The organism is Pseudoxanthomonas putridarboris, assembly GCF_038321125.1.
GTDB lineage: Bacteria > Pseudomonadota > Gammaproteobacteria > Xanthomonadales > Xanthomonadaceae > Pseudoxanthomonas_A > Pseudoxanthomonas_A putridarboris.
On the sequence record NZ_JBBWWT010000009.1, the window covers coordinates 108,865 to 124,076 of the forward strand.

9 protein-coding genes are annotated in these 15,212 nt (G+C 67.5%); 2 read left to right on the forward strand and 7 right to left on the reverse strand.

Annotation, left to right across the window (positions count from 1 at the left end; all coding sequences use genetic code 11):
• Positions 1-23: 23 nt before the first annotated feature.
• From aqpZ to AAD027_RS16220, 5 genes are all read right to left on the reverse strand, one after another.
• Entirely contained in the window at positions 24-749 is a 726-nt protein-coding gene (gene aqpZ, locus AAD027_RS16200) for an aquaporin Z (RefSeq protein ID WP_425605478.1), read from the reverse strand.
• A gap of 1,235 nt (positions 750-1,984) precedes the next feature.
• Positions 1,985-2,458, reverse strand: coding sequence for a DUF4019 domain-containing protein (locus AAD027_RS16205; protein WP_341727069.1), 474 nt, complete (start codon positions 2,456-2,458; stop codon positions 1,985-1,987).
• 94 nt (positions 2,459-2,552) lie between these two features.
• On the reverse strand, positions 2,553-3,371 hold the full coding sequence (locus AAD027_RS16210; RefSeq protein WP_341727070.1) for an OmpA family protein: 819 nt from the start codon (positions 3,369-3,371) through the stop codon (positions 2,553-2,555).
• Positions 3,361-3,624, reverse strand: a complete 264-nt coding sequence (locus AAD027_RS16215) for a hypothetical protein (protein WP_341727071.1) — start codon at positions 3,622-3,624, stop codon at positions 3,361-3,363. Before AAD027_RS16215 ends, AAD027_RS16210 begins: the two co-directional genes overlap by 11 nt.
• 108 nt (positions 3,625-3,732) lie before the next feature.
• Entirely contained in the window at positions 3,733-11,958 is an 8,226-nt protein-coding gene (locus AAD027_RS16220; protein WP_341727072.1) for a YadA-like family protein, read from the reverse strand.
• A gap of 611 nt (positions 11,959-12,569) precedes the next feature.
• On the opposite strand from AAD027_RS16220, the gene relB reads away from it, so the two are divergent.
• Together relB and AAD027_RS16230 are read left to right on the forward strand one after the other, a co-directional pair.
• Complete coding sequence (relB, locus tag AAD027_RS16225) at positions 12,570-12,773, forward strand: type II toxin-antitoxin system RelB family antitoxin (protein WP_341727073.1); 204 nt, start codon at positions 12,570-12,572, stop codon at positions 12,771-12,773.
• The gene (locus AAD027_RS16230) at positions 12,773-13,048 is read left to right on the forward strand and encodes a type II toxin-antitoxin system RelE/ParE family toxin (protein WP_341727074.1); all 276 of its coding nucleotides are present in this window, start codon (positions 12,773-12,775) and stop codon (positions 13,046-13,048) included. Before relB ends, AAD027_RS16230 begins: the two co-directional genes overlap by 1 nt.
• Before the next feature lie 629 nt (positions 13,049-13,677).
• On the opposite strand, the gene AAD027_RS16235 is transcribed toward AAD027_RS16230, so the two are convergent.
• Both AAD027_RS16235 and AAD027_RS16240 read right to left on the reverse strand, forming a co-directional pair.
• Positions 13,678-14,268, reverse strand: a complete 591-nt coding sequence (locus AAD027_RS16235; RefSeq protein WP_341727075.1) for a mobile mystery protein B — start codon at positions 14,266-14,268, stop codon at positions 13,678-13,680.
• Positions 14,269-14,274: 6 nt separating this feature from the next.
• A complete protein-coding gene (locus AAD027_RS16240) occupies positions 14,275-14,760 on the reverse strand; it encodes a mobile mystery protein A (protein ID WP_341727076.1) in 486 nt (161 codons plus the stop codon).
• Positions 14,761-15,212: the final 452 nt, after the last annotated feature.

Consider the following 15,212-nt stretch of genomic DNA (forward strand, 5'->3'; position numbering starts at 1 on the left):
CGCTGTCGGGATCCGTTCGCGCGTCACCAGCCGCGCGATCGATCCTTCCCCAGAACGCTGTAGACGATCCCGCCGGCGGCGCCGCCCAACAGCGGCGCCAGCCAGAACAGCCACAGCTGGTGCAGGGCGGTGTAGTGGGCGAAGAGCGCAACGCCGGTCGACCTGGCGGGGTTGACGGACGTGTTGGTGACGGGGATGCCGACCAGGTGGATCAGCGTCAATGCCAGGCCGATGGCGATCGGGGCGAACCCCGCCGGGGCGCGCCTGTCGGTGACCCCCATGATCACGATGACGAAGAACGCCGTCAGCACCATTTCCACCAGGAACGCCGTCTCCAGCGAATACCCGCCCGGCGACATGACGCCGTAGCCATTGCTGGCCAGCGCGCCGGCGGCGAAGGGATCGATGGTGAAGTACGGCGCGCCGCTGGCGATCACCGTCAGCAGGTAACCCGCGCAGGTCGCGCCCGCCACCTGGACCAGCATGTAAGGCAGCACCAGGCGTCCGGGAAACCTTCCGCCCACCCACAGGCCCACGCTGACCGCCGGGTTGAAATGCGCGCCCGACAGGTGCCCGAACGCATAGGCGCCGGTCAGCACGGCGAGCCCGAACGCCAGCGACACGCCCAGCAAACCGATCCCGAGCGGGTTGCCGTCGCCACCGAATTGCGCCGCGAGTATGGCGCTCCCGCATCCGCACAACACCAGCCAGAACGTGCCGAGGAACTCGGCGAACAACTTATCCATCATGACAATCGACCTTCGACCTTTTCCAATTCAGGGGATGACCCGGGAAACGCCGGCCAACGATCCTTCCGGCGTGTGCCGGAAGCGTTCCGGCAGGATTTTTTTGGGTGTTCGGATTTCCGTGTGGCATCTTCCGGGGTTGCATCCCTCTTCCCGCTTGCGTGGAGAAGGGCTTTTCGATACTGAAATCCGAACACCTGTTTTTTTCGGGCATGAGGAATTCCGCGTGGAATCTTCCGGAGTTGCACCCCTCTCCCCGCATGCGGGAGAGGGTGCCCTCGCGTAAGCGGGGGCGGGTGAGGGGCACGCCGGAGCCGGGCGGATGTGGTGCCTGCCGTGTATCGAGTGCGGCACGACAGGTTTTCTTGCCGCACTCGATACGCTTGCCGCAACATCGGCCTTGCCGGCTCCGTCACCCCTCATCCGCCCTCCGGGCACCTTCTCCCCGCCTGCGGGGAGAAGGGCGCTTCCATACTGAAATCCGAACACCTGTTTTTTTTCGGGCATGAGGAATTCCGCGTGGGATGCCTTTCTTCATCATTTTTTCGGGTATTCGGATTTCCGCGTGGCATCTTCCGGAGTTGCACCCCTCTCCCCGCAGGCGGGGAGAGGGTGCCCTCGCGAGAGCGGGGGCGGGTGAGGGGCACGCCGGAGCCGGGCGGATGTGGCGCTTGCCGTGTTTCGAGTGCGGCACGACAGGTTTTCTTGCCGCACTCGATACGCTTGCCGCAACATCGGCCTTGCCGGCTCCGTCACCCCTCATCCGCCCTCCGGGCACCCCGTATCGAGTACGGGGCAGGCTCTTCTCCCCGCCTGCGGGGAGAAGGGCTCTTCGCCGGAACCCGGATACGTTTTTCTCGATACGTTTTTCTCGATTCGACTCCCGGCAAACGCATCGTGCCCAAGGGCGCTCCTGCAAAAGCGGGGGGCGCCTCCCGGTGGCGCTTCCGTCGCCAGGGGTCGCCCCTCCCGCCTCGTCATCTGCGACAGCCGCTCCTTCCTGTAGGAGCGCCCTCGGGCGCGATGCTCTTCTCACCGCCCTCGCGAAAAGCATCGCGGGCATGGCCCGCTCCTACAAACAAACCACCGATGCCTTGGACGCTCCCGCAAACAAAACATCGATCTCCTGTAGGAGCGCCCCATGGGCGCGATGCTCCTGCCTCTTCCATCCACCTGCGGCAAACGCATCGCGCCCATGGGGCGCTCCCACAAAAAGCGGGCCTCGCCTAGCCGACCCTTTACTCCATCACGTAGCCGCTGAAACGCATCACGCCGTCCTCGTCCACGCGGAACGTCACCAGTTCCCGCAGCAGCTTGTTGCCTGCCACCTGCGCGGCGAGTTCCACGCTGACGTAGTTGCCCGCGGGAACCTGGTCGGTGCCGGCCAGTTGTTGACGGCGCACCGCCGTCCAGCCGCGTCCCGCCACGGCGCCCTGCGCCTTGCGCATCTTCGTGATGCCCTCCACGAAGGGCTGCCGCTGCGTCGCGCGCTTGGTCACGGAGGAGGCGCCGTCCCACAGCTCGCCGACATGCCCGGCGTCGATCATTCCCGCGACCTGCAACGCGCCGTTGAGCGCGGCATTGGGATCGACGCCGGCCGTGCGCGGTGCGGCCGCGCCCGGCTGGGCCGCGGGGCCGGCTTGCTGTTGTTGTGCCGCGGCAGGCGCGGCAAGCCACAGGGCGACGATCGCCAGGATCAGGATGCGTTTCATGTGTTTCCCCGTTGATGATGAAATTCGTGAAGCCTTCCGTGCCGTCCCTGGACGCGCACGGAGGGTCGATGGATGCCGATGACCGGCAGCGCCGTTACTCGATGCCCGAAGCGATGATTTCCACGCGGCGGTTGGGCTGCAGGCAGGCCACGAGCGCTCCGTGGGACAGGCCGCCGTCGCACTGCTTCACCGGCTGCGACTCGCCGGCGCCGATCGCCGTCACCGCACTGGCGGGCACGCCGCCGCCGATCAGGAGCTGCCTGATCGTCAACGCACGCTGCTGCGACAGGCCCTGGTTGTAGACCTCCGAGCCCAGCAGGTCGGTGTGGCCGATCACCTGCACCGTCGTGGCCTTGGCCTCCTTCAGCTTGGCGGCGATCTCCGCCACCTGCTCGCGTCCGCCCGGCAGGATGTCGGCCGGCGCGTGGCGATCGAAGGCGAACAGCGCGTCGCCGGACAGCTCGAAGCGCAGTTCCTGCGGTTTCGCTGCCACCGCCACGGTGTCCTTGTCGAGCAGGTCGGCGCACGAGGCCGGCGCCCAATGGAAGCTCTGCCCGCGATACTCCGCGTCGAAGATCACCTTGTACTGGCAGGTGAGGATGCCGTTGCCGGGCATGCGGAAGTGGAACAGGTAGTCCCATTCGCGCACGCCGTAGTAGCCCTCGCGGAAATGCGGGCGGCCCAGCAGTTCGTACAGCTGGTCCTTGGTGATGCCCGCGCCCACGGTGCGCAGGCTGTCCACGTTGGGGAAGGTGCCTTCCTTCAGCACGATCCTGTCCGTCGACGGAAAGATCACTTCGCCCGCCTTGCCTTGCGGCGAGATGTCGCGGCTGACGTGGCGCGTGCAACCGGCGGCCAGCGCCAGCACGCACGCGATGACGGGAAGCAGGGTGTATCGGTGGTCAATGCTCATTGGTATTCCCCTTGAAGATGTGTTCCGTGTCCCAGGCGACCGGCGGCCCGGCCGCCGATGCGGGGCGCGCCCCCAGGCCGCCCTCCTCGATGGCGTACTGCACGGCGTGGCGCGCGGCGTGGTAGCTGACATCCAGCAGTGCGACGGCCAGCCGTGGATCGGTGTCGCGTACCTGCAGTTCGATCTCGATGCGCGGGTCCACCGCCGTGGAGACGCGGAACAGGGCGGTCAGGCACGTGCTCATCCAGGACATGGCCTCGGCGATGCGATCGGTCGGCGGACTGCGTGGGCAGGCGCGGCGTGGCGTCGTTCCGTCGCCACCACACCGCCGCATGTCCCGCCATGACGATGCCGCCAGGCGTTACCACTGGATGCCGGCGCCGACCGTGAAGCCCCAGTCGCGCGTCGTGTTGCCGGTGGCTTGCGCCTTGTAGACCCAGCGTCCGTTCTCGGTGATGCCGGACAGGCCGAACGCCATGCCGTACTCGCCCTGGTAGCCGCCGAAGGCCACCGACAGCATGCTCTTGCCCGGCAGGTAGGCCTGCGGCAGGCCGGCCATCGCCATCGCCGAGGCGGTGCCGCCGCGATAGCCGCGCTCCAGGCCCCACATGTCGCCTTCGATCTGGGTCAGGCGGTTGTCGGTGTAGGCGTTGGCCTGGTTGATGGCGTAGTCCACGCCGGCGTTGAGCTGGTTGACGTTGACCGCGTCGGTGCCGGCGATGCCCGGCGCCACGCCGGTGATCGTGCGGCCGCCGACGTTGACTTCGCCGGTGGAGCTGCTCGACCCCACGTAGGCGGCGTTGTAGTCGGTCCGCGCGCCCACCGTGGTCTTGGAGCCCTGGCCCAGCGCCACGCTGTTGTCGTGGCTGGCCACCGCGCCCTGGCCCAGCGCGGTGCTGTTGTTGCCGCTGGCCACCGACTGGTTGCCCACCGCCGTGCTGTTGTCGCCCGACGCCACCGCGCCGTTGCCGCCGGCCGCCGCGTTGGCGCCGGTCGGCGCCGGCGGCGTGTAGTCCTCGCCCTGGGTGATCTGGAACGGGCCGCTGCCGCCGTTCTCCAGCTGGGTCACGCGGTTGTCGAACTGGTTGACGGTGGTGGTCAGGTTGGCCACGTCGCCTTCCACCGTGGTCACGCGGTTGTCCAGGTTGGTGATGTCGCCCTGGATGTCCACGATGTCGCCCTGGATATCGGTGATGTCGCCACGGATGTCGATGATGTCGCCTTCGATGGTGGTGACGCGGTTGTCGAGGTTGGTGATGGCGGTGTTTACCGCGCCGATCTGCGTGTCGGTGTAGTTGTTGGCCTCGGTGATGGCGTGGTTGACGCCGCCCTGCAGCTGGCTGACGTTGACGGCATCGGTATCGGCCGAGCCGGCGGCCACGCCGGTGATCTGGCGGCCGCCGATGTTCATCTCGCCGGTGGAACTGCTGGTGCCCACGTAGGCGCCCTGGTAGCTGGCCTGAGCGCCCACCGTGGTGGCCGAACCGGCGCCCAGGGCGATGCTGTTCTCGTGGTTGGCTACCGCGCCGGCGCCGATGGCCAGGCTGTTGAGCGACAGTGCCTGCGCGCCGGAACCCAGCGCCAGGCTGCCGTCGCCGGACGCCGTGGCGCCCAGGCCCAGGGCCACCGCCTCGTCGCCTTCGGCTTCGGCGTCCTTGCCGGCGGCGATGGCGTCGGCGCCGGTGGCGCCGTCGTTGTCGTAGTTGCCGCCGCCGTTGCTGTTGACGCTGTAGTAGTGCGTGGCGTTGGCGTCGATCTCTTCGCCGATGGTGGTTTGCAGGGCGCGCAACTGGCTGACGTTGACCGCGTCGGTGTCTTCGGCGCCCGCCGCGACGTTGGTGATGCGGCGTTCGCTGCCGGCCGAACCCACCGATACCTCGCCCACCGGGACAAGGCCGGCCACCGCATAGGTGGCGCCCACCGGAACATAGGCCGCGCTGCCCAGCGTGCTGCCGTCGGCGATGCTGCCGGCACCCAGCGCCACGCTGCCGGCGTGGCTGGACTGCGCGCCGTTGCCGATGGCAGCGGCATTGTCGGCAGTGGCCTGGGCCTGCGTGCCAATGGCCACCGTGTCCGAGGCTGTGATGAAGCGGCCGGCCAGATAGCCCATGGCAACGTTGCGGTCGCCGGTCACGGACTGCCCGGACTGGGTGCCGGCCGCCGTGTTGTTGTTGCCGGTGAAGTTGGTGCCCGCGTAGTAGCCGATGGCCGTGTTCTGGTTGCCCACCGCCTGCTGCGTGGCGCTGCTGCCCTGGCCGGCGCCCGTGCCGAAGCCCGAGTTGTTGTTGCCGATGGTGTCGCGGTGCGCATCCTCGCCCACGCCGGTGTTGTGCTCGCCGCTGGCGCGCACGCCGGCCTGCTGACCGATGAAGACGCTGTCGTTGACGGACGATTCCCTGCCGGCCTGGAAGCCGATGAACACGTTTTCGCCGCCGTCGGCGTGCGCGGGGCCGCCGGGCGAGGTGGACAGATACCCCGCCTGGTAGCCGATGGACACCGAGTCCCTGTACGCCAGGCTGTTGTTGCCGATCGCCACTGCGTTGTGACCGACCACACCGTTGACGTTGGTGCCCAGCGTGGCGTTGTAGCCGATGGCGACGCTGTTGTTGGTCGGCGCGGTGGCGTTCTGGCCGATGGCCATGGAATTGATGCCGGTGGCGCCAAGATTGTCGTGGTTGGTGCCGGTACCCGGCGCGCGCACGGCGCCGGTGTCGTTGACGCTGAAGTAATTGATCTCGTTGGCGTCCACCGTGTCGGCCAGTGCGCGCAACTGCGAGACGTTGACCGCATCGGTGTCGTTCGCACCGGCAGCGACGTTGGTGATGCGGCGTTCGTTGTCCGCCGAGCCCACCGACACTTCGCCCACCGGCGCGATGCCGGCCACATCGTTCACGTCGCCGGTTGGCGAGTAGGCGGCGTTGGCCAGCGTACTGCCGTTGGCGATACTGCCCGCACCCAGGGCCACACTGTTCACGGCCATCGCGCGGGCGTTATAGCCCACCGCCGTGGCCGACAGAGCTGTTGCTTGGCTGTATGTGCCCAACGCGCTGGCCTGCTCTGCAGTCGAATACGCATTGGCGCCGAAGCTGGCACTGTTGCGTCCCGTGGCCGCGGAATCGGAACCAACGGTCGTGGAATTCCAGCCAGTCGCGCGGGTGCTGCCACCAATCGCCACGGTGTAGTCCGCCGTGGCCTGCGCATCCAGACCTATGGCGACCGGCTTGCGGCCACTGGCATGAGCACCGTTGCCCATCGCCACCGCACCAGCCGCGGCGCCTTCGGCAATTGCACCGTAGCCCACCGCTACAGTCTGCGCATGCCGGGCCTCGGCATTGTTGCCCACGGCGGTGGAGTTGTTGCCCGCCGCCACGGTGTTAGCACCGATAGCAATGGCATTGGTGCCACTGGCGCCATCATTGGCGTAATTGCTGCCTACTACACCGTTGTCGTTGACGCTGAAATAGTGGATTTCGTTGGCGTCCACCACGTCGGCCAGCGCGCTCAGCTGCGAGACGTTGACCGCGTCGGTATCCGCCGAGCCAGCCGCCACGTTGGTAATGCGGCGCTCGCTGCCAGCCGAACCCACCGACACTTCGCCCACCGGCGCGATGCCGGCGATATCGGTCAGATTGCCGGTCGGAGAGTACGCATCGTCGCCCAGCGTGCTGCCATCGGCGATGCTGCCCGCGCCCAATGCCACACTGTTCTCGGCGGTCACTTCGGCATCGGTGCCCAGCGCCACGGCGCCAGAAACGTCCGCGCTGGCGTTCTGGCCCAGCGCCGCGCCGGCGACCGTGCCGGGCACGGTGCTGCCGCCCAGGTATGTCGCAACGGCACCGTCGCCGAACGCCGCGCCGCCGTTGCCGGCGCGCGAGGACGCGCCCATGGCGATGGAGCCGGTGGCGATGGCGTCGTAGCCGATGGCGATGCTCATCAGGCCGGTGGCCTGCGACAAGCGGCCCACCGCAATGGCATTGTCCGCACTGGCCAGCGCCTGCGTGCCGATGGCCACCGTGTCGTCCACGTCCAGCATGCTGGCGGCCGATACGCCCCGGCCCGCCAGGTAACCGCTGGCGATGTTGTTGTTGCCGGTGACGTAAGAGCCCGCCAAATAGCCATTGGCAGTGTTGCCGTCGCCGATCACCACTACGCCTGCGCTGGCGCCGCTGGCCACGTTGTAGCTGCCGCTGACGCCAGTGCCGGCCGACGTACCCGTCCAGGTGTTTGCGTTACCGTTGCTCCTGGCGCCCGCACCAGAGCCCAGGCCGACGGTGTTGGTGGCATCGACGGTGCCGGCCGAATTGGGCCCGGCCAGCGCATTGCTGCCCAGCGCCGTGTTGTTGCCGCCGTTGCTGTAGCGCAGGGCGTTCTGGCCGACGGCGGTGTTGTGCGCGCCGTTGCTGCTGCGCCCGGCCTCCTGGCCAATGAAGGTGGCGTACTGGTAGCTGGAGTTGAGACCCGCCTGCGCGCCGACCATCACGCTGTCGGACAGGAAGCCCGGTTGCGCCAGCATGATGGCGTTGAAGCCGGCGCTCTGGCCGATGATCACTTCCTGCGCATCATGCGACTGCGCGTTGTTGCCGATGGCGATCGACGAGAGCGCGGCCTGGGGGGTGGTCAGGCCGTTGGAGGCGACACCCGACACCGTCGCGCCATTGCCGATGGCGATGCCGCCGACGGCGAGCGTTCCATTGACCCTGGCGCCATTGCCGATGGCGACGCTGCTGGCGGGACCGGCCAGCGCGCCATTGCCTGCGGCATAGGCGCCGTTGCCGGCTGCGGTTGCGTTGACGCCGATGGCGATGGCATTGATGCCGGTGGCACCATCGTTGTCGTAATTGCCACCGGCCACGCCGTTGTCGTTGACGCTGAAGTAGTGCGTCGTCGCCACCTCCTGCACGGCCTTGAGCTGCGCTACGTTCACCGCGTCGCTGTCTTCCGAACCGGCCGCGACGTTGGTGATCTGGCGTTGGACCAGCATCGAACCCACGGCTGTGGGAGCGCCCCCTCCGACTTGTTGGTAGTGCCGACCCACTCCGCCCACGCTCACCGCGCCAGTGGTGGCCACCGTGCCGTTGATGGCGTCGGCCTGCGCGGTGCTGGCGCCGGTGGGCACATAGGGCGTGGCGCCCGAGGCCGCATCGCGGTCGGCCCCGCTCAAGCTGCCCAGCGCCACGCCCCCTTCCACGGTCACCCTGGATTCCGTCCCCAGCGCGACCGCACCGTTCACATCCGCCTGAGCCCACCGGCCAAACGCCGCGCTAGACAGGAACCAGCTGTCGTCCACCCCGGCGCCGACGCCCCCGTTGTAGGAGGCGATGGCCCCGTCACCGAAGGCCGCGCCGCCGTTGCCGGCCCGGGCGCCCACGCCCATGGCCACGCTGCCGCTGTGGCCGATCAAGCCCGAGCCCTGGAAGGCGATGGCGTCCTTGCCGATGGCGATGCTCGCGCCAATGGCGTCGTAGAGGTCGTCCCCGGCCTGCGCGCCGGTGCCGATGGCAACGGCATCGTTCGCACCCACGTTGCCGCCCTTGCCGATCAGCACGGCCCCGCTCAGGCCATCGCCCACCGTGCCGCCGTCGGACAGGATCACGCTGGACTTGGCGCCGTTGACGGTCAGGTCCATGCCCTGGATCAGGTTGCGCTCGCCGCCACTGACCTCGATGTTGCTGCCGAGCACCACGTTGCCGTTGCCCTCCTCGACTTCAAGCGCATGGCCGATGAGAACGTTACGCTCGCCCCCCTCTTCCTCGACTTCGGAGCCGATTGCCACGCTGTTGGCCCCTTCCGTGAAAACACTGGAGCCTATGGCCACACTGTTCGTCGCAGTCGGCAGGGCAGCGGCACCGAAACCCAGCGCAACGGCACCGTCGGCGCTCGCTTCGGCATCCACGCCGATGGCGACGGCGTTCAGGCCCGTGGCGCCCAGATTGTCGTAATTGCCGCCCACCACGCCGTTGTCGTTGACGCTGTAGTAATGCGTCTGCGCGGCCTTCAACTGCGCCACGTTCACCGCGTCGGTGTCTTCCGAACCGCCCGCGACGTTGGTGATCTGGCGTTGGATCAGCATCGAACCCGCTGCTGTGGGAGCGCCCCCTCCGACTTGTTGGAAGTGCCGACCCACTCCGCCCACGCTCACCGCGCCAGTGGTGGCCACCGTGCCGTTGATGGCGTCGGCCTGCGCGGTGCTGGCGCCGGAGGGCACATAGGGCGTGGCGCCCGAGGCCGCATCGCGGTCGGCCGCGCTCAAGGTGCCCAGCGCCACGCCCCCTTCCACGGTCACCCTGGATTCCGTCCCCAGCGCGACCGCACCGTTCACATCCGCCTGAGCCCACCGGCCAAACGCCGCGCTAGACAGGAACCAGCTGTCGTCCATCCCGGCGCCGACGCCCCCGTTGTAGGAGGCGATGGCCCCGTCACCGAAGGCCGCGCCGCCGTTGCCGGCCCGGGCGGCCACGCCCATGGCCACGCTGCCGCTGTAGCCGATCAAGGCCGAGCCCTGGAAGGCGATGGCGTCCCGGCCGATGGCGATGCTCGCGCCGAAGCTGCTCGTGCCGTCCCCGGCCTGCGCGCCGGTGCCGATGGCGATGCTGCCCATACCCAGCGCCTGCGCACCCGCGCCGACGGCCACGGCCTCGTCTTCATCGGCCAGCGCGCGGCTGCCCAGCGCCACGCCGGCCGCGCCGTTGTTGCGCGTCTGGTTGCCGATGGCCACGCCCTCGTCGGCGGTGGACACGGCCTGCGTGCCCAGCGCCACGGTGTTGTCCACGTCCAGCACGGCGCTGGAAACGACGATGGGCTGCGCGTTGATCGGGCTTTCGAGCACCTGCGTCAGCGTGCCGGCACGGTTGCCCAGGGCGATGTTGCCGGTGCCGCTGACGTTGGCGCCGGCGGTATGGCCGCTGGCCGTGTTGTAGTTGCCGGCCACGCCGGTGCCCGCGTAGTAGCCGCTGGCGCTGTTGAAGTAGCCGTTGACGTTGTTGCCCGCCTGCGGGCCCTGCGCGAGGTTGTTGTTGCCGGTGACGCCGCGGCCCGATTCCCAGCCCGTCGCCACGTTGCGCGAGCCGTCGACCGACTGGCCCGAGCGCGTGCCCAGCGCGATGTTGTTGTTGCCCTGCCCGGCGGGGACGCCGACGTCCTGGCCCGACTGGAACCCCATGGCGATGTTGTTCAGTCCGTTGACGCGCTGGCCGGCGCTGCCGCCGATGGCGACCTGGTTGTTGGACGCGGCATTCGAATCCCTGCCCGCGCTGGCGCCCAGGACCACGGCGCCCGTGCCCACGGCCACCGCGCTTTCGCCCAACGCCAAGGCGCGCACGCCGGAGGCCAGCGCGTTGGCGCCGATGGCGACGGCATAGTCCGCCGTGGCCTGGCTGCGGTAGCTGAGGGCCACGCTCTGGATGCCGGAGGCCGTGTTCTCCGCGCCCAGCGCCGCGGCGTTGTTGCCGCTGGCGGTGGTGTCGTACCCCAGCGCCAGCGCCCCCGTGGCGGTCGCCTCGCTGCTGTAGCCCATCGCCGTGCTGCGGTTGCCGCTGGCGGTGGCACCGACGCCCGCCGCCAGCGCGTTCACGCCGGATGCCTGCGCGTTGACGCCGATGGCGATGGCGCTCGCGGCGCTGGCCGTCGCGTCGCCGATGGCGATGCTGTCGGTGCCGCTGGCGGTGGAGCCGTAGCCCAGCGCGGTGGCGCGCGCGGCCGTTGCGCGGGCGGCGTTGGCCACCACGTCGTCGCCGCCGAGGGCGGTGGCGTTCTCGCCGGTGGCCTGGGCGTTGGCGCCCACGGCGATGGCATCGTGGGCGGTGACGCCGGCGCTGTAGCCCAAGGCAACGGAACGGTCGGCCACGCCGCCACCGGCCGCGCTGGCCTGGTAGCCGATGGCCGTGGCGTGCAGGCTGGTGGCGTTGGCCCCATAGCCGATGGCGACGCCGCCCAAGTGGGTGCCGCTGCCGATGGTGCCGCCGCTCAGGGCGTTGTAGCCGATGGCGACGGACTCGTTCCACGACTGCGCGCCCTGGCCCAGGGCGACGCTGTAGTTGCGGCTGGCCCGCGAGTCCATGCCCAAGGCGAGGCTGCCCTGCCCGTCGGCACTGGCGTTCTGGCCGATGGCGACCTGGCTGGTGTCGGTGGGATAGGCGGCGCTGCCCGCGCGGGCGTTCAGGCCGATGGCGATGGCGTTGGGATCCACCGCGGAGCTGTCGCCGATGGCGATGCTGTCGGCGGCGTTGGCCAGCGAGCCGTAGCCCAGCGCGGTGGCGCGCGCGGCGGTGGCCTGCGCGGTGGCGCCCACCGCCACGGCGTTGGCACCGCTTGCCACCGCACCCTCACCGCAGGCCACTTCATCGCCAGTGCCCGAGGTGCTGCCCACGGGCAACCCCGTGACCGGGTCGTAGCACACGGCATCGGCGGCCAGCGCGGCGCCCGATGCGCCCAGCGACAGCAGCACGGCCAGCGCCAGTGCGCTGAAGCCCATCCCCGCAACGCGCGCCGCGCCGTGCACGGCACCCACGCTGTCGCTGCTGGCCAGTTCCGACGCCACGACCAGCTGGCCCAGTTGCTTGTTCCACACCTTGCTGAAAATCTTGTTCACGCGGTTCCCCTATCCCATTCATCCGCCATGTGGCGGGCCTGAAAAACCAATCCGGTTTGGATGACTGCCGTCACAAAACACGGTCACATTTGCAAGGCCGACACGCGACGCGGAAACAGGACATGACCCGCGCACACGCCGCGGGTGTGTCATCGGGATTACAGAAGAGGGAAAGGCGGCCATGCCCGCGGGAACGTCCACGGGCCATGCGAAGCCCACGCTTTTGTAGGAGCGCCCCATGGGCGCGATGCGGTTGCCCTGGGCGGACGGGAGAAACAGGAGCATCGCGCCCATGGGGCGCTCCTACGGGGTTTTCTTGTTTTGGGAGAGCAGCCGGCGCCGGTCACCGCACGGGAGAGGCAACTCGTGGCAGAAGAACCGTCTACCGGCAACGCGAGACCCATGCTTTTTGTAGGAGCGCCCCATGGGCGCGATGCGTTGGCCGTGGGCGGACGGGAGAGGCAGGAGCATCGCGCCCATGGGGCGCTCCTACAGGGTTTTCTTGGTTTTCGGGAGAGGAGCCACTCTCACACGAAGGGCTGGCTTACCCTGGCTGAATGAGCCGGCGCGCGCGCGTTGTAGGGGCCGCGCAACGGGGGTAGGATCGGGCCATGAGCGCCAGACTTGACCCTCTTGTGTCCGAATTCGAAACCGAAGAAGCCGCCGCCGCCTATGAGCGCTGGCTTGCGGAGAAGATCGAGGCCGCGCGGCAGGACGCGCGCGCGCGCGTCCTGCATGAGGATTCGATGGCCCGGATGCGCGCCAGGCTTGCCGCTGCACCCGGCACGATCACGCGACCCAACGCAGGCCGTTGATGCGGCTGATCTTCTGGAATCCGCTTGCGGAAGAGGATCGCGACACCATTCTTGATTACCTGAAGGCACGCAATCCGGGCGCGGCCCTGGCCGTGGCCGATCTGATCGAAAAGAACGTGGGTGCGCTGCCTGACAACCCCGAGCGCGGACGGCCCGGCCGGATACCGGGAACCCGCGAGTTGGTCTTCCATCCCAATTACCAGGTGATCTACGAGGTCACCCCGGAATACATCGAAATCCTGAGCGTGGTCCATTCGCGCCAGCAGTATCCGTAAGAGCCTGTTCACGATCTCGAGCGGCGCGGTTGGCTCGAGCAGCGCGGCCGGTATTCGAGAAAAAGGACCCGTCATTCCGGCGCAAGCCGGAACCCAGCGACTTTCATTCAGTCGACGCAAGCATTCCGAAAAGCTAAAGACACTGGGTTCCGGCTTGCGCCGGAATGACGAACTCACTTTTTCGAGATCGTGAACAGGTCCTAAGAGCCGCCCGGCGCAACGCATTCATCGTGGGCGGACGGGAGAAGCAGGAACCGCGCCACCCATTCTTTGTCTGGAGCGCCCTGGGGCGCGATGCGGTTGCCGTAATGTCGGACAAAAAAGCAGGAGCATCGCGCCCATGGGGCGCTCCTACAGGGTTTTCTTGTTTTTGGGAGAGCAGCCGGCGCCGATCACCGCGCGGGGAGAGGCAACTCGTGGCAGAAGAACCGTCCACGGGCAACGCGAGGCCCATGCTTTTTGTAGGAGCGCCCCATGGGCGCGATGCGGTTGCCGGGGACGGATGGGAGAGGCAGGAGCATCGCGCCCATGGGCGCTCCTACGGGTTTCCTTGTCCCTGATAGAGCGGCTGTCACACAGGCTGTCGGCACGATGCGGTGCCGCCGTCATGTTATGTACGAAGGGGCCAGCTACGCTCGAACGAACTCGACCAGCGGCCCATGGTTTCCTTCGTCCGCTGCCCGGATCGCCTGCAGGTAGATCCCCCGGACTCGATCCGGCGGAATGGTCCGCTCACCCCAGGTAAAACGCTCGGCGCCGTTCTGGATCAGATAGTAGTCCGCCATCAGGCGTGAACTACGACCATTGCCATTAGGAAATGGGTGGATGACGGTAAGGCGATGGTGTAACCGACATGCCTGCTCGTCGAGAGGGTATGTACCGAACTCGCGCCAGGCGCGCGCGTCGTCGAACAGCTGACGCAGCTGCATATTGATCTGGTGAGGCGCCACACCGATATTGCGCTCGGTATTGCGATATGTGCCGGCCCAGGCCCATACCTGCCCAAACATCGCGGCGTGCAACCCGCGCAGGAATCCGTCGCTGGCAACATCTTCCCCGCGGCGCAAAACGGCGTCGGCCCATCGATATGCCTGATTGATGTTCTCGGTCTCTACTTCATTGAGATCGGCTCGTGTGGCCACCCACTTGGGGAGCAGGCCGACGGCTTCATCAGGATCAATCGGGGTCTGTCCATCTTCCAGGTCCGCATCGGCATGCATGCGTGCTCATTTCTCCTTTCGCCAGAGCAAGCGGTCTGGAACGAGGAGCTCGGCTTGCGCAAGAAGGTGCTCCTCTTGCTGAGGGTCGTCCACCTCTTGTGCTTCAAGGCGCATATTTTGCTGAGTACGTCGGCGCATGGATTTGAGGACTGCCATGCGTCGTTCGGTCACCATGTCCTGCAATGGCTCGCGCGGTACGAGGGCGTAGATCAAGTCGCACCCCAGAGCATCCGCCGCCCGCTGCAAGGAATCCAATTGGATGGTCCTGCGGCGCTCATTGGCCTCCAGCTTTGCAGCTGTGGCCCTGGTAACCCCGAGGCGATCGGCGAAGTCCTGTACGGACATTCCCAAGGCCTCTCGAATTGCGCCGATCCATCCCCCACTGGGGATGGATCGGATGCGGGGGCCTGCGTCCCGGAAGATCCGGCCGGTTTCATCCAACCTGCGCCTGGCAACGGACAACATGCTCTTACGCGACGCCACATTGCTCATCATCATCACTCTCAAGCTGATGCCTACAGGCATCCATCAATAGCACATTAAGATACCTATAGGAATCTTATTCTAGGAAATAAAGATGCCTATAGGCTACTTAAGTTACATAAATAGATGCTTATAGGCACCTATTTTCAGGATACAACATGCCTATAGGCATTGACACGCCCAATGGCACGGCGAGCCGCCAGCCACGCGCCCTGGGGCGCGATGCAGTTGCCGCGGGCGGACGAAGAAGCAGGAGCATCGCGCCCGAGGGCGCTCCTACAGGTTTCCTTGGTTTTCGGGAGAGCGGTCGTCGCTGAAGACCGGACGGGCCAGGCAATCCATGGCCGCGGGAACATCCACGGGCAACGCGAGGCCCACGCTTTTTGTAGGAGCGCCCCATGGGCGCGATGCGGTTGCCGGAGACGGATGGGAGAAGCAGGAGCATCGCGCCCATGGGGCGC